The organism is Streptomyces sp. NBC_01317 (assembly GCF_035961655.1).
Classification (GTDB): Bacteria; Actinomycetota; Actinomycetes; order Streptomycetales; family Streptomycetaceae; genus Streptomyces.
In genome coordinates this window covers 3,984,153-4,008,532 of sequence record NZ_CP108393.1, presented here as the reverse complement: position 1 = coordinate 4,008,532, position 24,380 = coordinate 3,984,153, and the positions used below count along the sequence as shown (strand labels likewise).

The window sequence follows — 24,380 nt, the reverse complement described above, 5'->3', positions numbered from 1 at the left end:
ATCATGTCCAACCTGACTCAAATGATGGTGGCTTGTTCGGGAGGTTCACGCAAACCCCACGTTCCGTCGAGCCGTTCGACGTGGCGAACCCGGACAAACGAGGAGTTGTCGTGCAGCAGTACCGTTCACCTCTTGTCGGTAGGCACGACGAAGTGGGTGACGTGGCGCGGGCGTTACGCGCCACCGGAGCCGCGGTACGGACCCTCCTGGTCAGCGGCGTGGCCGGCGCCGGCAAGACCGCGCTGCTGCACGAGGCGCGGCGGGCGGCGGCCAAGAAGGGGGCGAAGGTCCTGCGGCTCGGCTGGGAGGTCGCGGAGGAGCCGGCGGGTGCCGGTGCCCTCGCGGATGCGGTCTGTGGCGTACTCGCCAAGATCCACGACGGCCGGATCCTGGCACGCGTGACGGCGGTGCGGCGGGCGCAGGCGCAGGCGCAGTCACCGTCGCAGGCGGAGTCCCAGTCCCAGTCCCCATCCCGGTCGCGGGCCGTCGGCCGTGGCGGGGAGGTGGCGCTGCTCTCCGCCCTGGGCGAGGTGCTGGCGGACGCGGCTCGCCAGGTCCCGTTCGCCCTGGTCGTCGATGACGCCGACCGGATGCCGGATCCGACGGCTTCCGCTCTGGGGCTGCTGCTGCGCGCGTTCCGCCCGGCGGGTGTACCGGTGGTGTTGGCGGCCCGGCCGATGCTCCCGGGGCAGGTCGGTGGCGGTGGGCAGTTGCTCGCGGCGGCAGACCGGGTGGTCGAACTGCCTGCGCTGTCGTCGGCCGAGGTCGGCGAGCTCATCGTGCGGCGACTGGACCGCCCGGTCGAACCCGGCCTGGTGACGGCGGTGCTGCGTGCGCTGGGCCCGCTGGCGGGGAGTCCGGGGGCCGTTCTGTCGGTGCTCGCCTCGCTGGAGGAGTGCGGCGCCCTGCTCGAACTCGACGGTCAGATGTGCCTGACCGTTCCGGAGGACGAACTGCGACTCACCCCGGACGCGGCGGAGTTGGCCCGGCTCGGCTGGCCGCACGCGTCACCGGACGCCGAGACGTTCGAGACGGCCACCGCGCTCGCCCGCCTGGCCGGCCAGGCGGAACTGCGGCTTGACGACCTGCGCGGGGTGAGGCCGTTGAAGGGGGTGCGCGGAGCGGGGGCGCCGGAAGTCGAACGGGCCGAAGCCGAGCGGCACGAAGCCGGACTCCCAGAGGCCGGATTCCCCGGGGCCGGACTGCCCGAAGCCGGACTGCCCGAAATCTTCGGGCGGGTGGTGGACGGGCTGGTCAGGGACCGGGTGGTGACCGTCGACCGGGCGGGTCGCATCACGTTCGCCGTACCCGCGCTCGCCGTCGCGCTGCGGGCGCTGCCCGGGTGCCGCGATGTGCGGCCGCTGCACGCCACGATCACCCGAGTGGTGACCGACAGGCTCGGCGCGGTCGCGGCGGGCGCCGCGCACCCCCGGCTCGCCGACCACGTCGCGGCTGCGGGCTCGGCCCTCGATGCCGCGCTCGCGCTGCCGTTGCTCCTGTCCGCCGCCCGTACGCATGCGAAGTCCGACCCTTCGTGGGGGGCCCGCGCCTACCACTCGGCCTTGCGGCACCTGTCGCCGTACGACCCCAGAGCGACCGGCGTGCTGCGCGAATCCGTCGCACTGAGCCTGCGGAACGCCGACCACGTCGGCGTACTCGCCCTGGGCGAGCGGGTGTTGGCGTGCCTGGAGGAGTGGTACGGAGGGGACGGGAGGGACGGCGAGCGAGGCGGCGAGCACGGTGAGCACGGCGAGCACGGTGAGCCTCGCGTTGAGGACCGGGACCACCTCGAATGGGTCACCCGGGCATGCACCCTGTCGACACTCCACGAGCACCGTTCCCCGCAGACCGACGACGTCGACCCCCGATACGGCGTGGCTCTCGCACAGGTACCCGCCGCCGCCGCGCTGGCGGTGCTCGGCGGCGCGTACGGAATCGGCCCGATCACACCGATCACACCGATCACACCGAACATGCCGATCACGCCGACAACGCATCTGAACGGGGGACTGCCGGAGCCACCGGAACCCCTCGCCCAGTGCGCTTCAAGCCCAGGCCCCGACCCCCTCCCCTCCCTCGCCGAAGTGCGCCTCCTCGCCGCCGCCGTAGGCCCCCGCGCCGAGTTCGAACGTACCCGCCGGGCCCTCGCGCGGGACGCCCCGGACCACGCACTCAGCGCCGCCCCCCTCGACCAACTCCGCAACGCCGCCGCCTATGGAGACCTCGCCGGTGCTCTCGACGCCGTGCTCGGTGAGCGGTACGTCGACGCGGGGCAGAGCACCGCCGTCCAGTACCACGCCATGGTGCGCGACTACCTCACCGGCCGGTGGGACAGCGCGCTCTCGGCCGCCCGCCGCGTCGAGACGCGCGGCCGGGCCGACGGCGCGCCGGGCGTCGGACAGCCGGCCCGGGCGCTGGCGGCCGAAATCCAGCTCGTCCGGGGCAAGTTGGGCCGCGCCCGCGAGTGGCTCGACCTGATCCCGGACTCCGTCAGCCATCCGCTGGTGGCGCGGGCGCGGCTGGGCGTCCGCTATTGGTCGGGCCACGGAGACCGGGCCATGGAGGCCGAGGCGGTGGCAGCGGCATGGCGCGATGTGCGGCGGGCGCGCGAGGACGGACTGCTCGCCGGTCTCGACCGCGTGTTGCTGCGGATCCTGTCGATCGCCGTGGAGCGGAACGACCCCGAGGCGGTACGCCACACCATGGCGGAGATCGAGAAGCTGTACGAGGAGGCCGCCTCGCCCCTGACACACGAAGTGGTGCTCGTCGGACGCGGCATGGCGCACGGCGACGCGCAAAGTGCGCTTTCCGCCTACGAGTTGGTACGGGAGCGAGGCGACGTACCCCTGCTGGTCGACTGCTGCGGCTGCTTGGCGGAAGTCGGCGACGACCCGGAACTGTGGCTGGCCGAGGCGACCCGGAGCGGGCACGCGCTGGGCATGGGCCGGCCCGTCCGCAGTCGGCTCGGCGCCGCGGCCCGTCGACGGAACGTCTCGCTCCCCAGGCGCCGCGCCGCCCGGGGCGGCCGGAGTGAACGGGACGAGCGGGGCGAGCGGGACGTACAGCTGATCGACATGGTGAGCGACGGGTCCACCAACCGGCAGATCGCCGCCCGGCTGGGGTGCAGCGAGAAGACGGTCGAACAGCGGCTGACCAGGCTGTTCAAGCGGACCGGGTGCCGTTCCAGGGCGGAACTGGCCGCGGCCTGGCTGGACGGCAGCCTGGTCCGGCAGGGGCTGGTGCCCGACACCGGCGCGTCAGAACGGCACGGCGGGGACGGGCCGGCGCTTCCGACCGGTTGAGCGGTACGGGGATGCAGAGATACGGGGGTAAGGGGTGGCATGAGGAGGCATCCTCCCCCGCCGCACCGGGACCGACCGTCAGTACTCCGGCCCAGCCTCCGACCACGCCTCCCGCTCCCGCCCTCTCTCCCGTTCTCTCTCCCGCTCCCTCCACCACTCGTCCTCGTCGGAGTGCGGCCTGCGCAGGTGCACCGTGTCGAAGGCCCCCGCACCGTGATAGGTGAACCTGACCGTCGGACTCTCGTGGTGACTCTCCTGGTATCTGGCCCAGTCCACTCGGGGGTCACGCCGGGCAGCATCCTCCGGATGCGCCACATGGTCGCGGTCGGACGGCAGTTGGGGTGTGTGCGGCGCGTGATCCGGATACGGCGGTACGCCCGCCCCGTACGCACCCCCGTACCCGCCCCTTCCATACGTCCCCCCATACGTCCCCGTATTCGTGCCCGGGTACGTCCCCTGCCCCGCCGCCCCTCGTTCCGCGCCGCCGCTCGTCAGTACGACCGTCACGCCCACGATGATCAGCAACAGCCCCGGCAGAGTGGCGAGTTCGATGTGCTGCCCCATCAGCCACCAGGCGATGACCGCGGCCACGGGAGTCTCCAGCAGGAGGAGGACGCTCATGGACGTCGCCGACGTCCTCCCCAGGGCGAAGTTCAGCGCCCCGAGCCCCAGAAGCTGAGGGAGGACGAGCAGCCCGAGCAGCGACCACTGCGTCGCCCTGTCGAAACCGGTCAGCGGGATGTCGACCAGCCAGCAGACCAGGAGGAGTTCGAGACCGCACACCAGCGACGTGAACGTCGAGTACAGCGGTGTGCTCACATCCGCGCGCGACTTCTCGCTCAGCGCCGTGTACCCGGCCTGGGCGAGGGCCCCCGCGAGGGCGAGCAGGTCGCCCAGCAGCGCCGTACCACCGGCCTTGATGTCAAAACCGGCGGCCGCGGCCGCCCCCACGACGGAGAGGGTGAGACCCGTCCATGTCCTGCGGGACGTCTTGGCGCCCTGGCCCGCGGCGATGAGCGCCTGCCAGACGGGCTGGGTGGCGACGAGGGCGGTGGACATGGCGACCGTGGTGAGCCGGGTGCTCGTCATGAACGCCGCGAAGTGGAGGGCGAGCGCCGTGGCCGCGAGGAAGCCGAAGACCAGGGGCCGCCACTGCTCCCGGCGCAGCAGCGCGCGCTCGCCGCGCGCGACCCGTACCACCTCGCGACGGCGCAGGAGCAGGAGGAAAGGCCCGAGTACGGCGAAGCCCAGGCAGTTGCGCCAGAAGGCCATGGCGAGCGGCGACGCGGTGGCGGCGGCGGTCAGCGGGGCGGTGGTCGCGACGGAGACGATGGTGACGACCATCGCGGTCACGGTCAGCGGATCGAGTTTGGTTTTCACGCCCGCGTAATCCCGTTCACGTTTCCGTATCCGTTTCCATATGCGTATCCACTTGCTACGAGAATGATCGACCGATCGATCGAACGAGATAGTAGATGAAGGAAGTTGTGTCACCTGGACGGTCCAACGCCCTTTAAATGCCCGTTTGATGGGCGGCGGCCAATTATTCGACCGTGCCGCGCACGCACCGGACGGAAACTCGGCCCGTTTGTACAGTGCGCGGAGGACTGACGGGCAAGGATGAGAATTCGCCCCGCCGTAATCCGGCAGCCCGGACAAGCGTCATCTCCGTGCGCGATTGACCGCCGAGGTAATGGCTTTGAGTGACGCCCAGGTCGCACTGGCGTCAATGCCGATGCCCCACAGCACGTGGCCTCCGACGGCGCATTCGACGTACGAGGCGGCCTGCGCGCTCGCGCCCTCGCTCATGGCGTGCTCGCTGTAGTCCAGCACCCGGGCGTCGATCCCGATGCCCGCCAGCGCGTCGACGAAGGCGGAGATGGGGCCGTTGCCCTGGCCGGTCAGCGTGATGTCCTCGCCGTCGAGGACCGCCTCGACGGTGAGCGCGTCCGCCCCGTCGGTGGAGACCGAGACCGGGGCGGAGCGCAGCGCGAGCCGTCCCCAGGAGCGGTGCGCGGAGACCAGGTATTCGTCCTCGAAGACCGACCAGATCTGGCCGGGCGTGACTTCGCCGCCCTCGGCGTCGGTCTTGGTCTGGATGATCCGGGAGAACTCGATCTGCATGCGGCGCGGCAGGTCCAGTTGGTGGTCGTTCTTGAGGACGTACGCGATCCCGCCCTTGCCGGACTGCGAGTTGACCCGGATGACCGCCTCGTACGAACGCCCCACGTCCTTGGGATCGATCGGCAGGTACGGCACGGCCCACTCGATCTCCTCCACCGCGACCCCGCGCGCCGCCGCGTCGGCGTCCCTCGCCTCGAAGCCCTTCTTGATGGCGTCCTGGTGGGAGCCGGAGAAGGAGGTGTGGACGAGGTCGCCGACGTACGGATGGCGGGGGTGAATCTCCATCTGGTTGCAGTACTCCCACGTACGACGGATCTCGTCGATCTGGGAGAAGTCGATCTGCGGGTCGACGCCCTGCGAGAAGAGGTTCATGCCGAGGGTGACCAGGTCGACGTTGCCCGTGCGCTCGCCCTGCCCGAACAGGCAGCCCTCGACGCGGTCGGCGCCGGCCATGAGGGCCAGTTCGGCGGCGGCGACGGCGGTACCGCGATCGTTGTGCGGGTGCACCGACAGGCAGACGAACTCACGGCGGGACAGGTTCCGCGACATCCACTCGAAGCGGTCCGCGTGGGTCGAGGGAGTGGAACGCTCCACGGTGGCAGGCAGGTTGAGGATGATCTCGCGGCCGGCCTCCGGCTGCCAGACGTCCATGACCGCCTCGCAGACCTCCAGCGCGAAGTCCAGCTCGGTGTCGGTGAAGATCTCCGGCGAGTACTGATAGCCGAGGACCGCGTCACGGCCCAGTATCTTGTCGGCGTAGTCCATCACCAACTCAGTCCCGTTCACGGCGATTTGCTTGACCTGCTCCCTCGTACCGCGGAAGACCACGCGGCGGAAGGTGGGCGCGGTGGCGTTGTAGAGATGCACGGTCGCGCGGTGGGCGCCCCTCAACGATTCCACGGTCCGCTCGATCAACTCCTCACGCGCCTGAGTCAGTACGGAGATCGTCACGTCGTCCGGGATCGCACCCTGATCAATGATCGACCGTACGAACGCGAAGTCGGTCTCACCGGACGACGGAAAGCCGACCTCGATCTCCTTGTAGCCCAACCGCACCAACAGGTCGAACATCTCACGCTTGCGCTCGGGCGACATGGGATCGATGAGCGCCTGGTTGCCGTCCCGCAGATCGGTCGACAGCCAGCGCGGGGCCTCGGTGATACGGGCGTCGGGCCAGGCCCGGTCCGCCAGGTCGACGGCTTCGTACGGCCGGTACTTGTGGACCGGCATCGCGCTCGGACGCTGGGGGAGGGCGGCGGCGGTCAGGGGCGTGGGGCGGCGGACAGAGGGGTCGGACATGGGGGGAGATCTCCTGAGGTGCTGTTCGCCGGCACGGACGGCCCGGTGCGGAAGGGAAGGGTGGCCGCCCGCAGGTTCGCCGGCCGACCAACACCGCACCGGGACGCCGGCTGCGCGGCGGGATCACCGACACGCTCCGACCGGCCCGGCTCGTGGCCGCGCTGCCACGGAAATCCTTGCGGTACGGATGGGGTGCCGCGAGATCACACGTGACCCGTCCCCTCATCCTCAAGCAGACCCCCACCCCCGATCCACGCCCCCTCGGCGACGTTGCCCACCGATACAACCCCCGATGCCCGCCCGTCCCCTCACGCCCCGCTGCATACGATCTGCCTGCCGCGTTCGGCGGCTCGCAGAAGGGACTGGGGCACCCGTTCCGCGTCGTCGGGGGACTGTGCCTGTGCGGGGCAACAGGCCCGACCACCACGCGCCGGATCCGGTGTGGCGGTCGGGTGGGGGGACGTCACCAGGTGATGGCGTCGTTCATCGACTGCTGCCAGTACGTGACCTTGAGCGAGTCGTCGATGTAGACGCCCTTCGCGGGGAGCTTGGGGTTGGCGGCCTTGCCGGTGGTCTCGTGGATGGCGCGGCCCTGGAAGTAGACGGTCAGGGACTTCGCGGTGTAGCCGTTGGCGCCGCTGCCGTCGGCGGCGGAGAGGTTTACGGAGGCGTAGCCGGACTGGCCCGGTTCGAGGGTGACGACGGCCTGCGGCTGGGAGTCCTCGATGACCGGCGGTACGGACTGGGCCTGGCTGAAGCGGACGATCGGGTAGTTGTACAGGTAGCAGGTCTTGCCGCCGGTGTTGGTGACGGTGAGGAGCATGTGGTTGACGGGGCGGTTCAGCGGGGCCGCGACCGTCTTGGTGTTGGCGCCCTCGCAGGTCACCGCCCTGGCGGCGGCCGGGGCCTTCGCGGGGGCCCATGCGGTCGACTGCTTCGAGGGCTTCGAGGGCTTCGAGGTGGTTTTGGACTGCTTTGTGCTGGCTGAGGTGGACACCGACTCGGTGGCGGTCGTTGCCGCCGGTGCGTTCTTGGCGTGGCCTGTCGACGCGCCCTCGTCCCTCGTACCTGTTCCGTCGCTGCAAGCGGTCAGGGAGAGCGCGGCCAGCGTGACGGTCGCGGCGGCGGTCAGAAGGCGGGTGCGGGAGTTCCGGATGCTGGACATGTGCTGAGCCCCTTGGGTGTTCGGGAGGGTGTGGTGCTTGGATGACTGGAGCTTGTGGGGTGATCCGTCCCAACCGCCACGGACAGCGGGGAGTTCGGGACGCTGGGACGCCCGAACAGGCTGTGAGCTGGGGAAACGTCGTCCCCCTGGAACGCCTGAATGGGACGTCGGAGATACGGGGGGATGGTGGGACGAGTGCCGGAGGCGACCGGGGCCGGACGGGCGGACGCGTTCGCGGAGCTGCTGCTGGAGCTGAAGGAGCGCTCGGGGCTGAGTTACGGGGCGCTGGCCAAGCGGCTGCACATGAGTACGTCCACGCTCCACCGCTATTGCAGCGGCGCGGCGGTGCCCAACGAGTACGCCCCGGTGGAGCGTCTCGCGCGGGCGTGCCGGGCGACGCCGCAGGAGCTGATGGAGCTGCACCGGCGGTGGATTCTGGCGGATGCGGTGCGAGGGGGGAGGGCGGGGGCGGCGAGCGGTTCCGTACCCGCGGACGTTTCCGTACCGGCGGACCGTTCCCTACCGGCCGACGGCGGTACGGACCCCGCGCCGCAAGCACCCGCCCCCGCCGCCGACTCCGTCGTCACCGACCTGCCGCCCAAGGCCAAGACCAACCCCGCCCCGCCCGCCCGCCGTCGCCGTACCGCCCTCATCGCCGCCGTCGCCGTGGCCGCCGTACTCGGAGCCGCCGCGCTCGCCGCCCAAGGCCCCTTCGGCGGCGGCGAGAACGACACCGGAGCCCGGGGTGCCGCCGGCGCCACCTCCGTAACCACCGGCAAGGCGCAACCGCCACACCCGTCGGCGTCGGACTCTCCGACACCTTCCCCGAGCCGTGAGAGCGGCGGGAGCGGCGAGACCCGCAAGCCGTCCACCTCCACCTCCGCCTTCCCACCCCGCACCACCACCCCCGGCGCCCCGAACGACGGCGCCGGACAAGGCGCGGCCGACCCCGCCGATGGCGACGACGCCGTACCGCTGAACGTCGCCACCCGCCCGTACATCTACGACAACCCGTGCAGCCAGCACTTCCTCGTCGACAGCGAACCCGAGCAGGTCGGCCCGCCCGCGAGCGAGCAGGACGCGCCGCGCTGGGCCGCCGCCTACGGCGCGGTCTCCTCGGGGGAGCAGCGGGTGGCCCTGACCGTGCAAGGCACCGGCCAGGACACGGTGGTCCTGGAGGCGCTGCACGTACGTGTCGTCACCAAGGGCGCGCCCCTCGCCTGGAACGACTACGCGATGGGGGTGGGCTGCGGCGGTGGCGTCGACACCAAGTCGTTCGACATCGACCTGGACAACGGCAGCCCGACGGTCGACGTCAAGAACGGCCAACGCGACTTCCCGTACAAGGTCAGCGAGTCCGATCCGGAGATCTTCTACATCACCGCGCACGCCGCCGCGCACGACGTCCGCTGGGACCTCAGCCTGGAGTGGTCCAGCGGCAGCCGCCGTGGCACGGTCCACATCGACAACGCCGGCACCCCGTTCCGTACGAGCGCCGGCGCTGCCCGCCCCGGCTACGACTACCCGCTGGGCGGCGGCGAGTGGATCGAACGAGAAGGCGGCTGACAGATCCTCGTCGCGGTGCTTATGATGCGCGGGATGAAGAACAACTCCTCGTTCGGATCGGGGGAATCGTTCTCGCAAGGTGAGTGCTGATGGCACCTCACTTCGAGAACTCGATTCCGTCCCACCTGTTGATGTGGCAGCGCGTGCGCGAGTACGCCGTACCACCGTCCATGATCGAGATCGCGACCGCACGGCGTGCGGCCGGTGACTGGGCCGGGGCGTGTGCCGCCGCCCGAGTCGACATCGATCTCGATCTGCGCGCCGTGCGCGATCGCCACGGCACCGAATTCGCCGCCCGCCTTCGTGCGGATCTGCGCCGCCTGGCGCCGGATCTGCTCCGCTGGCACCTGCCCAGGAGCGCGCCCGACGGGCGGCTTCGGACCGACCTCACCATCTCTCTTGTCCGCTACGGGAGTTCACGCGGCGGGTCGCCGCAACTCGTCGTACGGACACCGCCGGCCTGGGCGGACGCGGGGCAGCGGGTCTCCCTGGCGTTGTGGGAGGAGTCCGGGAGCGGCACTTCCCTGGACCACGCCCGGCATTCGTATCCGCATCCCTATCCCTATCCACATCCACACCCGCCTCCACATCCGCATCCACACCGGCGTTTCCGGCTCGACCTGCACCGGCATCTCTGGGACGCCGAGCGAAGCGGTGAACTGGCGTGGCGGTGCGGTGCGGGCACGGCGCCGGACTATCCCTGGGCGTCGACAAGTTGGGCCGCCGAGGCGGAGGTGCTGTTGCGGGCCGAGGGGCGCCCTCGCGGGCCCTTCACCGTGCGCCTCGGTACGCGCAGCCGCGCCGTACTCGAACTCGTCGCCCCGGACGACAGCCACGCCCCGACGTTCCGGCCGCTGCGGGAGACGCTGCCACCGCAGGAGGTCGCGGCGCTTCCCGTACTGCCGGAGGCGGCGGCCCGGGTCCTTCCGGATCTGGAGCTGCTACGGAACGGGCTGATCGCGGCCGACCGGCTGCATCCACTCGTCGCCAAGGCGCTGGCGGCGCGGACGGTGCCGACGGCGCGGACGGCACCGACGGCACTCGACTCCGGGCCGTCGTCCGGCTCGGTGTTGTTGTCCGGCCCCGCCCCCGCCTCCGGCCCCGTTCCCGCCCACCCGCCCGGTGATCCCCACCGGGTGGAGTGCCGGGGCGAGGTCCACCGGATAGCGCTGCGGGACGGCACACTGACAGCGGTCGACCACCACCCGGCCCAACTGCGCCGGGAGGAACTGCTGGTGGCGTTCGGCGGGCCCCCGCTGCCGTGCCTGCGGGCCATCGACCGGGTGCACCGCGACCCGGAGGCGCTGCCCGCCGTACGGGAACGGCTCGGCCACGGCGACATCGCCGGGGCGCTGGCCGTGGTCGAGGGGTTGCTCGGTCCCGGCGCGATCCTGCGCGACGGGCCGCTGCGGGAGGAACTGGAGTCGGCCGCCGACCGCCGTATCGACCACGGGCTCTTCCGCTCGGGGTTGGCCGCCGCGCACCCCGGTGCCGGTGCGGCGGCGGGCGGAAAAGCCCCGGACCTCAGGTACGCGGAGGCGAACCACCGCCCTCGCCTCGACCGCCGTACACCTGCCTCCACGCGCCTCAAGCAGAGCAGGCGGAACCGGCCCCGTACCACCATGCCCTGACCTGCCCCGACCTGCCCTGCCCTGACCTGCCCTCCCGAGTACCACTGACCGCTTGCCGTACCGGCTCACCAGCCGACCCAACTCAGCGCCAGCCGCGCCCGCACCGCACCAAGGGCGCCGCACGCCCATGCCCAGTCCTCGGGGACGGACCAGGCCATTTCTGCCCCACCCCTCTCAACCCACCCAAGGTGATGCCCATGACTTCCAGCACGCTCCTCCCCGCCTCGGCTTCCGCCTCCACTCCCACTCCCACTCCCACCCCCAGCGCCGGCCCCCAACTCACCCTGGCCGGCGACCTCCTGGCCCTCCTCCGCTCCACCACCACCGAGCCCCGCCCCGACGAGCAGCTCGAAGCGCTCACCCTCGCCGTCGCGGCCGACCTGCCCGTACTGCTCTGGGGCGAGCCCGGCATCGGCAAGACCGCGGCCCTCACGCAACTCGCCGCCTCCCTCGACCTGCCGCTGACCACCGTGATCGCCAGCGTCCACGAGCCCACCGACTTCTCCGGGCTGCCCATCGTCGGCGACGACCCGGCCGTGCGGGGGGTGCCGATGGCGCCGCCCCAGTGGGCCGTGGAACTCGTCCGTGCCGGGCGGGGGTTGCTCTTCCTGGACGAACTCTCCACCGCCACACCGGCTGTTCAGGCAGCCCTGCTCCGGGTTGTCCTGGAGCGGAGGGTCGGTGCGCTCCAACTCCCGCCTGACGTAAGGATCGTGGCGGCGGCCAATCCCAGCGCGTCGGCGGCCGACGGATGGGAGCTGAGCCCGCCGCTGGCCAACCGGTTCGTGCACCTGTACTGGGTGCACGACCGGGAGGTCGTGGTGCGCGGGCTGGGCGGGGTCTGGCCCCGGGCGGAACTGCCCCGGCTGGTGCCGGAGCGCCTGCCGGAGGCGGTGGCCTTCGCCCGCCGCGCGGTCTGCGGGTTCCTGGAGGCCCGGCCGACGCTCATCCACCGGCTGCCCAGCACGGAGACACGGCGCGGCGGCGCCTGGCCCTCGCCCCGGAGCTGGGAAGCGGCCTTGGCCCTGCTGGCCTTCGGTACGGCGGCCTCCGTCTCCCGGGAGGTGCTGGCCCTGCTGATACGGGGCACGGTCGGCGACGGGCCCGGGCTCGAACTCCTCGCCCACCTCGACCGGATGGACCTCCCGGACCCGGAGTCGCTGCTCGCCGACCCGGCCTCCGCCGAGTTGCCGGTACGTGGCGATCTGCGCCAGGCCGCGCTGGAGGCGGTGATCGCGGCCGTCGGGGCGCGGCCCGAGCGGGCGAGGTGGGACGCGGGCTGGGCGGTGCTGGTACGGGCGCTGGAGACCGGCGCCCCGGACCTCCTCGTCGCCCCCGCGACGGCGCTGGCCTCGCTGCGGCGCGACGAGTGGGAGGTGCCGGAGGCGGTGGAGCGGCTTGTCGGTGTGATCGGTGTGGCCCGGCGGGCGGACCGTTCGGTGGTACGGGCAGCGGCGGCGGCCGACGCCGGTCGCACGACGGGGGTACGCCGATGACGGGGCCCGCGCGGCACCCCCGCCCCGCCCCACCCCGCCCGGCACGGGCCACCGTACCGACGGCACCGCCCGGCCGGCGGACTCCGTACCACCGGCCCGGACCAGGACCGGGCCCCGGACTCCCCCTGGACACCGAGAAGTTGCTGGCCGCCCGGCTCCACGCGGTGAAGGTCCGCCCCTACCTGGCGAGCGCGCTCTTCGCGCTGCACGTCGTGGAGGACCGGTCGGTGCCGACGATGGCCGTCGACGCGCACTGGCGCTGCTACGTCTCCCCCGGCTTCGTGGCGCGCATGCCGGTGGAGGAGTTGGCCGGCGCCTGGGTGCACGAGGTCTCCCACCTGCTCCGGGATCACCACGGGCGCGGCGAGCGGTACGCGCGGGAGCATGAGGAGTACGGGCCGGGCGAGCGGCTGCGCCGTAACATCGCCGCCGACTTCGAGATCAACGACGACATCTACGGCGACGGCCTGCCCCGGCCCTCCGGCGCGGTGCTGCCGTCTCTTCTGGGGCTGCCCGCCGGGCTGTTGATGGAGGAGTACCTGCGGCGGTCGTCCATGTCGGGGCTCACCCGGGACCTGGCGTGGCTGGACTGCGGCAGTGGTGCCGACGGGCAGGGCCGGCCGTGGGAGTTGGGCCCCGACGGGGCGCACGGGCTGAGCAGGCAGCAGCGCGACGCGGTACGTTTCCGGGTCGCCGAGGGGATCAGGGGCCGGCCGGGCGACGCCCCGGAGGGGTGGCGCCGGTGGGCGGACGTGGCGTTCCAACCCCCGCAGCCCTGGCGGAGGTTGCTGGGGGCGGCGATCCGCTCGGCGGCGAGCGGGCCGGGCGTGGGCGAGAACCACAGCTACCGGCGCCCATCCCGGCGCTCGGCCGGTGTGCCCGGTGTGCTCCTGCCGGGCCTGCGCCGTACACCACCCCGGGTCTGCGTGGTGATCGACACCTCGGGGTCGGTGAGCGACGCCGAACTGGGCAGCGCGCTGCTGGAGGTCGCGGCGATCTCGCGGGCGGTGGGCGGACGGCGTGACCTGGTCTCGGTGATCTCCTGCGACGCGGCGGCCGGGATCGCCGTCCCGCTCTGCCGCGCCGAGAACGTCGAACTGATCGGCGGCGGGGGTACGGACCTCCGCTCGGGCTTCGCCCGCGCACTCCGCTCCCGCCCCCGCCCGGACGTGATCGTCGCCCTGACGGACGGTCAGACTCCGTGGCCCACGGCCCCACCCCCCTGCCGCACGGTGGTGGGCCTCTTCCCCCGCCCCATCCTCGCCACGGACGAGGAGGACCCCGTCTACATCCCGGAGACCCCACCGTCCTGGGCCCACGTCGTCACCATCAACTGAGCCGGGCCGGTGAAGCCCCGGAGCCGTCCGCGAGAGGCCCCGGACCAGGCCCCGGACCTGGCCCAGGTCAGGTGTCGACGCCGAGCTTGAGCAGCAGGTCGGCGAGTTCGGCCGGCAGTGTGATCATGCAGTCGTGGCCGGTCGGGAGTTCGAGCACCTGCGCCGGGGTGCCGTTGGGCTGCGTCGCCGGGACGGGCCGCCGTACGAAGCCGTCCGGCACGACGGTGCAGTGGATGTGCGTACGGGGGATCGTGTTCACGGCCGGGTTGTCGAGGCGGACCGGTTGCTGGAGGCAGCGGACCGGCTGGTCCGACAGCAGTGTGCGCAGCCACGCGACGTCCGCCGGGTCGGTGACCCCGAACAGGCCGAAGGGCGGCGGCAGTTCCGGGAGCGGGGGGACCCGCCAGCCGCTCTCGGACGACACGGCCCGGTCGATCAGGACCTGGCTGACGGGCATGATGTCGGCCGCGCTCTCGCCGTCCTCGGGGACCATCGCGTCGAGATAGACCAACCGGCCCGTCCGGTCAGGGACTTGGTTGGCGACGGCCGAGATGACCAGCCCGGCGTAGCTGTGTCCGACGAGTATCACGTCGCTGAGGTCTTCCTCGGTGATCAGCGCGACGATGTCCTCGACGTGGGTGTCGAGCCCCACCTCGGGGCCGAGCAGGTGCGCCTTGTCGCCGTAGCCGGTGAGGGAGGGCGCGTACACCCGGTGCCCGGCCGACGTAAGGAGGGGCGCCACCCGCTCCCAGGACTGTCCGCCGTGCCAGGCGCCGTGCACCAGCAAGTAGGTCGACATGGTTCTCTCGCTCCGCTCGGGGGGTTGCGCGGGGACGGAACAGCTCCGCGCGGGAGGTAGAAACGGGACGCTGTCCCGTTTCCGCAGGGTGGGGTCGAAGATACGGGACGGTGTACCGTTTATCAATCCTGTACGGACCGACGGTCACGGGGCCGACCGTCACGGGACCGACCGTCACGGGACCGACGGGACCGACAGGGCGCGGTAGGGAGCGACGGGGAGCGATGGGCGACAGCGATCGGGACACGGGGTCGAAGACCCGGTCCAAGCGGGTGGACGCCCGGCGCAATGAGAAGACCCTGCTCGACGCGGCCGCCGCGGTCTTCGTCAAGTCCGGGGTCGAAGCGCCGATCCGTGACATCGCGGCCGAGGCGGGCGTCGGTACGGCGACGATCTACCGGCACTTCCCGACCCGGGCGGACCTCATCGTCGCCGTCTACCGCCACCAGGTCGAAGCCCTCGCGGCGGCCGGCCCCGACCTCCTGGCGTCCGGCGTGACCCCGCACGCGGCCCTGGGACTGTGGATCGACCTTTTTGTGGACTTCCTGGTCACCAAGCTCGGACTCGCGGCCGTATTGCAGTCGGACGATCCCTGTTTCGATCCGCTCCACTCCTATTTCCTCGACCGGCTGGTGCCCGTATGCACCCGGTTGCTCGACGCCGCCGTCGATTCCGGGGAAATCCGGCCCGGCCAGGACGTGTATGAGCTTCTGCGGGGCGTCGCCAGTCTCTGTGTGGGTGCCGGGAACAATCCCCGTTACGACTCGCGCCGACTGATCGGCCTGCTCATCGCGGGACTGCGCCGACAGAATTGAACCGGGCGGGAACCGTATGCGAAAGCGCCCGGAGATAAAGCGAGGTCACTCCTCGTGCGAAATGCGAAAGGATTTGTCCGAATGGCGGCAAGTGGACCGCCGACAGGTCAAGTAAGCAGTCCTGACCGGGCATTTGACGCCCTGGATCGCCAGGAATCGCCACCGGGCGAATGAAAATCCACCTCCCCCCGCCGAAGGAGAAAATCGGTGGAGAAACCTGAGATCTGCCTCGGCCCGAGAAGTGCGCAATGGGAACTGTCCCCTCGTTTCGTGGTAGAGTCTTGACGGGTTTACAGGACGCCTCGAAAAAAGGGGAATGGCGTGAATACCGAGAAGGTAACGGCTCGACGTCTTACGGCCGAAGAGGTTTCGGAGTTGGGCCTCCAAGACAGCATCTTTGTTTCGGCGGAGATGGATGGTCTTCCTCTCGACTGCTACGCCCCGGCTTTCCTCACAGAGCCGGGTAAGAATTTTGAGGGAGGGTCCTTCACCACCAGGACGGTATTCGGTGAGGAGCGCCATGTCCTCCCGGACAATGCCGAGGAGCGCGGGATCTGGGTCGCCGACAAGGCGGGGGAGGAGATCGAGGTCCTCCAGAGCGCCGGCGTTCTCCTGAACCTCGCCCTCTTCGTGCCCAACGGCACCAAGGAATCCCTGGACGCGCTCTACTCCGCCGCGCGGGACGCGTTCGGCGTGGGGGTTGTCCAGCGCTGGAGCGAGGAAGTCGCCGCGGTGCCCGACGTCAAGGTCGACCTCTTCGAGGAGCCGGCCCGCGGCCGCAAGGGCACGAGCACCCAGAACCGCGACCGCCGCGCCCTGGACATCTACCCGACCCGCGTGCGGTTCCTGGAGCCCAGCGACGGCTGGAAGTTCGTCGTCGAACCGCACAAGGAGGTCGTCGACGAGACACCGACGATCTGACCTGACCTGACCTGACCTGACGGCGGCGGCCCGGAAGCCACGCCGACAGCAGCTCACCAGAACGCCCGGCCGGGTCCTCCCGGCCGGGCGTTCTGGTGGACCGTCAGCGCACGCGGACCGTCACCTTCACGGTCTTGAGGACCGCCGGCAGCTTCGTCGTGTCGACCTTCAGGATTTCGGCGTTGTCCGTCCGGCCCGTCGGCGGGAGCACCTTCTGGTGGATGGTCCACTTGCCGTCCGGGTCGACCACGATGGTGTCGATGCCGAAGTCGTCGTCGTTCGAGAGATACAGCGTCTTGCCGCCGTTCGCGGTCGCGACGCCCTCCACCTTGTCGTGCGCGAAGAACTTGCCCGTGGGGTCGAGCTGGCTCACCAGCGTCCCCACGTTGAGGTACGGCTGCTTCTGCGCGACGTGGACGCCGGCGCCGGTGAGCGCGGCGAGCGCCGCGTTGGTGGTACCCGCCCCCACGAACGCCTCCGGCGACTTGCCGCCGAGCGTCAGGCCGCTGACGTCCGTGGCGCCGTTGAGGTCGACCTCGTACAGCGTCTTCTGCGCGAACGGCTCAAAATTGCCGTCACGTTCGTCGATGAGGAACTTCGTGCCGGACAGCGCGGTGATCTCGCTGTTCGCGCTCCCCGTGGTCCCCGGGTTGTCCAGCAGGTACAGGTACTGCTTGGACTGGTACGTCCGCAGGTTGACCGTGACGATACGGGCGGGCGCGACGCCGGCCGCCTTCGTGGTGCCGAGGTCCGGCTGCTGGAGCGCGGACTGCATGATCCCCACCAGGGTCGACCCGTCCGGCGTGACCGTCAGGCCCTCCATCCCCTTGTTCTTGACCCGGTTGGCCAGCTCGGCCGGCAGATACCCGACGATCTTGTGGGACGCGTTGTCCGGGCTGTTCCTGTACGGGGTCAGCCGGCCCAGCTCGTACCCCTTCGCGTCGAAGTGCGTGACGTACGGCCCGTACTCGTCCGAGACCCAGAACGTGCCGTCCGGCAGCGCCACCAGGCCCTCGGAGTCGTAGCCGTACGCGTCCCTGGCGACGGGGGTGGGCGTACCGCCGTTGGCGTTGGTCGCGTCGACGTCGCTGATCACCTCGCTGGTGTCGTGCGGCGGACGGCCGCTGTACTTCACACCGCCGAGGCTCTTCGGCCCCTTCAGTGTGACCTGCTTGACCAGCTGAGCCTTGCCGTCGACCAGCTTGAACTCGCCGATCTGCGGGGTGAAGTCGGTCAGCATCTCGGATTTGTTGCCGTCCGGGCCGTCGGCGTTCGGGCCGCGGTCGGTGAGGCCGTAGAAGTGGCCCGGCCTGCCCGGCACCGGGGCGAGCGACGAGCCGAAGCCCTCGCCGGAGATCTTGGTGGTGGTGCCGTTCGGCCCGGCGACCTCCTTGAGCGGCGGCAGGGGGGCGCCGTTCGCGCCGGCGTCCTTGAACAGCTGCACCGCGTCGGTCGTCGTGTACGTGAAGGTGTCCGTACCCGTGAAGCCGGCCTTCGGTGTGTACGTGAACGAGCCGTCCGCGCCGACCGTCACCGTACCGTCGGACGGATCGGTGTTCCGTACGACGGCGGTCGCGCCGGAGTCGTTCCGTAGAACGTTTCCGGTCACTTTGCCGTGACCGGAGAAGGAGTCGGCGACCGCGCCGAAGTCGTGCGACGGGCCGGAAAGCCAGCCGGAGGCCTGGGCCGCGACGGTGCCCGCGCCGACGACGGCGACGGTGGCGCCGATGGCGAGGGCGATCCGGGTGCGTTTGCGAGAGAAGGGGCTTGAAGTCATGGCTTGAACCTCGCGCTCGCGGGTGAACGCCGGGCCGACGGCAGGGTGAACCCGGGTGAACCCACGATTCGAAGGAGTGAAGCAGGCCGCGCCGCCGGTCAGGGCACCCAGGGTGGTACGCCCACCGGCCCACGGAGTGTCGGCGGCGGGCGCCACGCGCGGCCTGACAGGCTGGGATGCGGGGTGCGGCCGTAAGTTCAAAGACGAAGGTCATCAGCCAAAAGCAAAAGCCAAAAGCCATAAGCGAAAAGCCGCGAGTCGGAGAGGCGGTACCTCATGACCCCACGCACACGCCCCCACTGGCTCTTCGGCGACCAGCTCGGCCCGCACTTCCTCGACCCCCGCCACGGCGGCCCCGACGCCAACGCCCCACTGATCATGATCGAGGCGCGCTCGGTACTGCGCCGGCGCCGCTTCCACCGCGCCAAGGCCCACCTGATCCTCTCCGCGATGCGGCACCGCGCGGCCGAACTCGGCGACCGGGTCACGTACATCCGTGCCGAGACGTACGCGGAGGGCCTCGAACGAGCCCTCGGAAAACAGACATCCCACCGCCGCCCGGGCACTCACCACCGGCACACGGACCGCTCGGACCACCGCCCCCGGCTGACGGTCCACCACCCCACCTCCCGCCGGGCGCTGGACTTCGCCGCCGCGCGGGAGGACGTGGAGATCCTGCCGGCGAGGGGCTTCCTGGTGAGCCACGACCACTTCGCCGAGTGGGCCGGCCGGGGCAGCGGGAAGGGCCTGCGGCTGGAGGGCTTCTACCGCTGGGTACGGGAACGGCACGACCTGCTCATGGACGGCGACGAACCCGCCGGCGGCCGGTGGAACCTGGACCATGACAACCGCGAACCGCCGCCGCGCGGACAACGAACGCTCGACGTCCGGGGCCCGTGGCAGCCCCGCGAGGACGCCATCGACGACGAGGTCCGCCACGACCTGGACCGCTGGGAGCGCGACGGCGACGTCTCCTTCGTCGGCCGTGACGGACCACGCCGCTTCCCGGCCACCCGCCGCGAGGCGCTGTCCGCGCTGCGGCGATTCCTCACCCACCGGCTCGCGGACTTCGGCCGTTACGAGGACGCCATGCTCGCGGCCGACCCGGTGATGAGCCACAGCCTGCTGTCCGTACCCCTGAACCTCGGTCTCCTGGACCCGGCGGAATGCGTGGAGCGCGCGGAGCGGGCGTACCGTACCGGCGCCGCGCCCCTCAACAGCGTCGAGGGCTTCGTACGGCAGATCGCGGGCTGGCGCGAGTACGTCTGGCATCTCTACTGGCACTTCGGCGAGGACTACCGCCACCGCAACACACTGCACCACGCCACGCCGTTGCCGGACTGGTTCCTGGACCTCGACGCGGACGCGGTCGCGGCCAACTGCCTTTCCACGGTGCTCACTCAGGTACGGGACACCGGCTGGACCCACCACATCCCCCGCCTGATGGTCCTGGGCAGCCGCGCCCTCCAGGACGGCTGGGACCCGGCGGCGGTCACCGACTGGTTCCACCGCTGCTTCGTCGACGGCTACGACTGGGTCATGCTTCCCAACGTCATCGGCATGTCGCAGTACGCGGACGGCGGCCTCATGACGACCAAGCCGTACACCTCCGGAGGCGCGTACATCAACAAGATGAGCGACCTCTGCGCCCCCTGCCCCTACACCCCCGCCCACCGCACGGGCCCCCAGGCCTGCCCCTACACAACGGGCTACTGGTCCTTCCTCCACCGCCACCGCGCCCCGTTGTCCACCAACCCCCGCACGGCGCAGGCGGTAAAGGGCCTGGACCGCCTCAAGGACCTCCCGGAACTCCTCAACACAACAAAGCAGCGAGGCGACACACCCCCCTGACCACCCGCCCACCCACCGGCCGGCGCCGCGCCGTTGTCAGTGGCCGCGCCTAGCCTTCACCCATGAGCATGATCGGTGAGTACGTACGCGTGACCGCTGCCGAGCTCAACCGAGCGATCCGGGACCCTGACTGGGCGCTGGACCACGTCGAGGAAGTCCAGGACTCCGAGGAGTCGGAGCCCGCGCCGGCCGGGGCGCGCCACTTCAGCACGTACAAGGCCTGGGACCTGCTCCGCTTCCTGCTGGGGCGTGCCGAGGCTCCCGTGGACGTGATCCATGGTGAGGAGTCCTTCGCCGAAGGGCACGACTGGGGCTACGGCCCGCCGCGCTACCTGCGGCCCGACCGTGTCCGGTTCGCGGCGCAAACGCTTCGCGCCCTCTCGTACGAGCGGCTCATCGCCGGCGTCGATCCCGATGACCTCACCAGGGCCGAGGTGTATCCCCTGGGGTGGGACGAGCCCGGAGCGCTTGAGTGGGGGCGCCCTTGGTACGACGGCCTGACGCGGTTCTTCGAAGCGGCCGCCGCAGCGGACGAAGCGATGCTGATCTGGCTCGACTGACGCGTTGAGGACCACTCACGTCTCCTAAGGTCTGATCGAAAAGGCTCGGTCGGCGCTGACATGCAGCGGTGATCACCGATGAGGGAACCAGCCTGGGTGCCGGAGGCCGCCCGTCGCCTGGCGGAGGTAGGGCTCAGCGAGTGACGAGAATCGAACTCGCGCTCTGCGCTTGGGAATCACTGGTACTTATGCGGCTGGTTGCACTTGCCCAGATCGCTTCGTATGGACGTGCCGGACACCGGCTTCGGGCACTGTCTGTCCGATGTCTTTCGCGATCCCGGAGTCGTGTGGGTTCATTGGTGCTTCCCTTCGCGGGGTGGACGGTTTAGAGGCTGTCTCACGTGGTGGTGGTGCAGCTACTCGACCATGCTCGTGAAAAACGTGTGTATCTCGGCGGCGAGGTTTCGCATCTCCTCGCCGGCTGCGTGCACGGTGGTGGTCTCAAAGTGCCACTCCTCGGACGGAGGCCGGTCGTGGATGCCCCACGTCAGGTGGACGTAGCCGCCCGGGCGGTGTTCCGCCGAGATTGTCAGGTCGTGCTCCAGAGAGCGCCAGACGCGCGCTCCTTCCCAGCCCCGGAAGTCCTCGGCCAGCGAGGAAAGGAAGGTGTCGAGGCTGTCGCCGTCCCACGTCCGCACCAGGGTTTCGACGCTCACCCATTGCCCGCGAGCTTGCACGAGGAAGTCGAGTGTGGGGTCGTCCCCGAACGGTCTGGTCGGCTCGGAGAAGAGCAGGTGGACTGGTCTCGGTCCGGGGTCTCCCACGCGTACCGCGGGGCCATCTTCGATCATTCGAGCAGGTTAGAAGTCGTGGGAGTCGATGACCAACCGCAGTTCCCTGCGCTGCCCCAGGTACGGGCCACAGCCGCCACTCGGTGCATGATCGTCCGCTATGGCTATCGACTGGCGGAATTCGGTGCCCAACGGTCCTTTCTGTGCCGCCCAGGGCAGATGGGCAGTTCGTGCTACGCGTCAACATGTGGAATCAGCCTCGGTCTCGATACCGGCCACCCGTTTGGGATGCATCGGGAACAGAGAGAGGCAGGACGAGGGTCGGATCGCTGCCCCTATCCATCAGAAAGCTGCGGTAGAGCACAAGGGCCAACAGGCCCTGCATCCAGGACTCCTCCCAGCAGGGCGCGCAGGCCGACGAAGTCGCAGTGAGGGTTGTTCAGCTGGACGGCCAGGTTGATGAGGCTGGCTGCGGTGATCCCCGGGTGCCCGGCGTATGGGGTAGGGCGAAGACGAACTGCGCGATGGCTCCCACAGAGCAGATGGCAAGGGCCTGTTCGGCGGCGGCCAGTGCAGAACCGGTGTTGTAGCGGTTGGTATCGAGCTCGAGGCCCGACGCTGATCCGAGTCGTAGGTGCCATCCCAAGTGCCTCCTTGTAGCGGTGCGGGACGTGCTCTTTCAGGATCTGGCTGCGGCGGCACCACTGCGGACAGTTGATCGGGATCCGCGTGTGCGTGGGATGTCCGCTGCCAGCACGGTCATGACGGGCCGGTTGTACGGCGCGTGCTCTGGCACTCCGAGTTCACCGTCGCCGGCAACGACATGCGTCCGGCTGTTGGCTGTTTGAGGCCAGGAGACTTCATGGCTCACTCAGAGTCTCGTGATCGGTGTCCGCGACGATTCGGGACCGCTGAGAGTCCCGGCCGAGATATCCGGTCTCGCCGACCAGTTGTCCGGGAGAAGTGGCCCCTGACACAAGGCCGCGAAGGTTCTACGACCCTGGCACGGTACGGAGTCCCTACGAGCTAGGAAACGTGTCAGCCCTGACGAGAGCAATGCTCAAGACCTGTGGATCGACCTTGAGAAGGGTGCCTCGCGGAACGCGGAGGGCGTACCTTCCCGAGTGATCGACTTCTGGTCATCGAGTAGGCCCGCGTTGGCGCGCGGGTTGGGAAGGTACGCCCGTGCTCAGCGTAGTCAACAACGACGGAACTACCGAGGGCGGCTCCCTCATGGACGGCATCGTCCGCGAGGGCGCCAGGAGGATGCTCGCCGCGGCCCTGGAGGCCGAAGTCAACCAATACATAGCGGAGTTGACCGACCAGCGCGACGAGAAGGGGCGCCGGCTTGTGGTCCGCAACGGCCACCACGCCGAGCGCACAGTGACCACGGCCGCCGGGCCGGTCCCGGTCAAGGCACCGCGTGTGAACGACAAGCGCGTCGACACCGAGACGGGCGAGCGCAAGCGGTTCTCGTCGCAGATCCTGGCTCCCTGGTGCCGGAAGTCGCCGAAGATCAGCGAGGTGCTGCCCCTGCTCTACCTGCACGGACTGTCCTCCGGTGACTTCGTGCCCGCGATGGAGCAGTTCCTCGGCAGCTCGGCCGGGCTCTCCCCGGCCACCGTGACGCGTCTGACGAAGCAGTGGCAGGACGATCACGCCGCCTTCCAGGCCCGCGACCTGTCGGAGTCCGATTACGTCTACGTGTGGGCGGACGGTGTGCATCCCAAGGTCCGCCTCGGCCAGGCCCGCTCCTGCGTCCTGGTCCTCATGGGCGTGCGCACGGACGGCCGCAAGGAACTCATCGCGCTCGCCGAGGGCCTGCGCGAGTCCACCGAGTCCTGGGCCGACCTGCTGCGTGACTGCCGGCGGCGCGGCATGCGGGACCCCGAGCTCGTCGTCGGTGACGGTGCGATGGGTCTGTGGCGCGCTCTCACTGAGGTGTTCCCGCAGGCCAGACACCAGAGGTGCTGGGTTCACAAGGTCCGCAATGTCATGAACGCGCTGCCGAAGTCCGCACAGCCCGGCGCCAAGAAGGCCCTGCAGGAGGTCTACAACGCCGAGGGCCGCGACCACGCCGAGAAGGCCGTCAAGGAGTTCGAGCGGACCTACGGTGCGAAGTGGCCGAAGGCGGTGAAGAAGGTCATCGACGAGACCGATGAACTCCTGGCGTTCTACGGCTTCCCTGCCGAACATTGGGTGCACCTCAGAACGACAAATCCAATCGAATCCACCTTCAGCACCGTCAAGTTGAGGACCCGGGTCACCCGTGGCGCCGGCAGCCCGGCCGCAGCCCTGGCGATGGTGTTCAAGCTCGCCGAGTCCGCCCAGGCCCGCTGGCGCGCGATCACCGCACCTCACCTCGTCGCCCTTGTCCGCAACGGCGCCACGTTCAAGAACGGCCACCTCGTCGAACGTCCCGAGGTGAGCGCAGCGTGACCGCGCGCGGGAACCGTCCACTGCTCTTCCTGGACGTCGACGGGCCGCTCCTGCCGTTCGGCGACGGCCCACAGCGCGAGCCATCGGGCACCGCATCGGACTCACACCTGGCGCGGCTCGATCCGCAGGTCGGGCCGCGGCTCACGGCGCTGCCGTGCGACCTGGTCTGGGCCACAACCTGGGAAGAGGAGGCGAACACCGAGCTGGCACCACGGCTCGGCCTGCCGCACCTGCCGGTCGTGAACTGGCCGGAACCCTGCGCCTCCCACGAACGCGAAGACCAATGGTTCGGACTCCACTGGAAAACCCGAACCCTCGTGGAGTGGGCGGACAAACGGCCATTCGCCTGGGTCGACGACGAGATCACCGACGCCGATCGCGACTGGGTATCCACCCACCACCCCGCGCCGGCCCTCCTCCATCACGTCGCGTCGTCCCGCGGCCTCACCGACCAGGACTTCGGGATCCTTGATCAATGGCTGCGGCTGGCTTGAGGTTCACCCGCGAAGATCCACAGGATTTGACTATTACTCCCCTGACGAGATGCAGATGCCGATACTGCCTCAC

18 protein-coding genes are annotated in these 24,380 nt (G+C 70.2%); 11 read left to right on the top strand and 7 right to left on the bottom strand.

What is annotated here, in order from left to right:
* Nucleotides 1-110: 110 nt before the first annotated feature.
* The gene (locus OG349_RS17065; RefSeq protein ID WP_327235424.1) at nucleotides 111-3,302 is read left to right on the top strand and encodes a helix-turn-helix transcriptional regulator; all 3,192 of its coding nucleotides are present in this window, start codon (nucleotides 111-113) and stop codon (nucleotides 3,300-3,302) included.
* A 78-nt stretch (nucleotides 3,303-3,380) separates the two neighbouring features.
* Here the strand turns inward: OG349_RS17065 and OG349_RS17060 are convergent, their stop codons facing one another.
* The 3 genes from OG349_RS17060 to OG349_RS17050 all read right to left on the bottom strand — a co-directional run bounded on the left by OG349_RS17060 (nucleotide 3,381) and on the right by OG349_RS17050 (nucleotide 7,890).
* On the bottom strand, nucleotides 3,381-4,682 hold the full coding sequence (locus OG349_RS17060) for a DMT family transporter (RefSeq protein WP_327235423.1): 1,302 nt from the start codon (nucleotides 4,680-4,682) through the stop codon (nucleotides 3,381-3,383).
* 282 nt (nucleotides 4,683-4,964) lie between these two features.
* Complete coding sequence (gene leuA, locus OG349_RS17055; RefSeq protein WP_327235422.1) at nucleotides 4,965-6,725, bottom strand: 2-isopropylmalate synthase; 1,761 nt, start codon at nucleotides 6,723-6,725, stop codon at nucleotides 4,965-4,967.
* A gap of 463 nt (nucleotides 6,726-7,188) precedes the next feature.
* Complete coding sequence (locus OG349_RS17050; RefSeq protein ID WP_327235421.1) at nucleotides 7,189-7,890, bottom strand: DUF4232 domain-containing protein; 702 nt, start codon at nucleotides 7,888-7,890, stop codon at nucleotides 7,189-7,191.
* A gap of 195 nt (nucleotides 7,891-8,085) precedes the next feature.
* Here OG349_RS17050 and OG349_RS17045 point away from each other — a divergent pair, with 195 nt between their 5' ends.
* The 4 genes from OG349_RS17045 to OG349_RS17030 all read left to right on the top strand — a co-directional run bounded on the left by OG349_RS17045 (nucleotide 8,086) and on the right by OG349_RS17030 (nucleotide 13,920).
* Nucleotides 8,086-9,456, top strand: coding sequence for a helix-turn-helix domain-containing protein (locus tag OG349_RS17045; protein ID WP_327235420.1), 1,371 nt, complete (start codon nucleotides 8,086-8,088; stop codon nucleotides 9,454-9,456).
* Between the two features lie 89 nt (nucleotides 9,457-9,545).
* Complete coding sequence (locus OG349_RS17040; protein ID WP_327235419.1) at nucleotides 9,546-11,087, top strand: hypothetical protein; 1,542 nt, start codon at nucleotides 9,546-9,548, stop codon at nucleotides 11,085-11,087.
* 197 nt (nucleotides 11,088-11,284) lie between these two features.
* On the top strand, nucleotides 11,285-12,583 hold the full coding sequence (locus OG349_RS17035; protein WP_327235418.1) for an AAA family ATPase: 1,299 nt from the start codon (nucleotides 11,285-11,287) through the stop codon (nucleotides 12,581-12,583).
* Nucleotides 12,580-13,920 (top strand): vWA domain-containing protein, encoded by a 1,341-nt coding sequence (locus OG349_RS17030; protein ID WP_327235417.1) that lies wholly within the window; start codon nucleotides 12,580-12,582, stop codon nucleotides 13,918-13,920. Before OG349_RS17035 ends, OG349_RS17030 begins: the two co-directional genes overlap by 4 nt.
* 67 nt (nucleotides 13,921-13,987) lie before the next feature.
* Here OG349_RS17030 and OG349_RS17025 read toward each other — a convergent pair whose 3' ends face one another.
* Nucleotides 13,988-14,719, bottom strand: coding sequence for an alpha/beta fold hydrolase (locus OG349_RS17025; protein WP_327235416.1), 732 nt, complete (start codon nucleotides 14,717-14,719; stop codon nucleotides 13,988-13,990).
* Between the two features lie 224 nt (nucleotides 14,720-14,943).
* Here OG349_RS17025 and OG349_RS17020 point away from each other — a divergent pair, with 224 nt between their 5' ends.
* Both OG349_RS17020 and OG349_RS17015 read left to right on the top strand, forming a co-directional pair.
* Nucleotides 14,944-15,534: a TetR/AcrR family transcriptional regulator gene (locus OG349_RS17020; protein ID WP_327235415.1), complete on the top strand. Its 591-nt coding sequence runs from the start codon at nucleotides 14,944-14,946 to the stop codon at nucleotides 15,532-15,534.
* Between the two features lie 321 nt (nucleotides 15,535-15,855).
* Entirely contained in the window at nucleotides 15,856-16,455 is a 600-nt protein-coding gene (locus OG349_RS17015) for a hypothetical protein (protein WP_327235414.1), read from the top strand.
* Between the two features lie 103 nt (nucleotides 16,456-16,558).
* Here the strand turns inward: OG349_RS17015 and OG349_RS17010 are convergent, their stop codons facing one another.
* Nucleotides 16,559-18,232 (bottom strand): esterase-like activity of phytase family protein, encoded by a 1,674-nt coding sequence (locus OG349_RS17010; protein WP_327235413.1) that lies wholly within the window; start codon nucleotides 18,230-18,232, stop codon nucleotides 16,559-16,561.
* 276 nt (nucleotides 18,233-18,508) lie between these two features.
* Here OG349_RS17010 and OG349_RS17005 point away from each other — a divergent pair, with 276 nt between their 5' ends.
* A complete protein-coding gene (locus tag OG349_RS17005; protein WP_327235412.1) occupies nucleotides 18,509-20,083 on the top strand; it encodes a cryptochrome/photolyase family protein in 1,575 nt (524 codons plus the stop codon).
* A gap of 62 nt (nucleotides 20,084-20,145) precedes the next feature.
* Nucleotides 20,146-20,643: a YfbM family protein gene (locus OG349_RS17000; protein ID WP_327235411.1), complete on the top strand. Its 498-nt coding sequence runs from the start codon at nucleotides 20,146-20,148 to the stop codon at nucleotides 20,641-20,643.
* A gap of 356 nt (nucleotides 20,644-20,999) precedes the next feature.
* On the opposite strand, the gene OG349_RS16995 is transcribed toward OG349_RS17000, so the two are convergent.
* A complete protein-coding gene (locus tag OG349_RS16995) occupies nucleotides 21,000-21,434 on the bottom strand; it encodes a DUF6228 family protein (protein WP_327235410.1) in 435 nt (144 codons plus the stop codon).
* Nucleotides 21,435-22,053: 619 nt separating this feature from the next.
* The gene (locus OG349_RS16990) at nucleotides 22,054-22,245 is read right to left on the bottom strand and encodes a hypothetical protein (RefSeq protein ID WP_327235409.1); all 192 of its coding nucleotides are present in this window, start codon (nucleotides 22,243-22,245) and stop codon (nucleotides 22,054-22,056) included.
* Nucleotides 22,246-22,559: 314 nt separating this feature from the next.
* On the opposite strand from OG349_RS16990, the gene OG349_RS16985 reads away from it, so the two are divergent.
* Nucleotides 22,560-23,813: an IS256 family transposase gene (locus OG349_RS16985; protein WP_327232585.1), complete on the top strand. Its 1,254-nt coding sequence runs from the start codon at nucleotides 22,560-22,562 to the stop codon at nucleotides 23,811-23,813.
* Entirely contained in the window at nucleotides 23,810-24,307 is a 498-nt protein-coding gene (locus tag OG349_RS16980) for an HAD domain-containing protein (protein ID WP_327232586.1), read from the top strand. The genes OG349_RS16985 and OG349_RS16980 overlap by 4 nt, the downstream gene beginning before the upstream one ends.
* Nucleotides 24,308-24,380 lie beyond the last annotated feature (73 nt).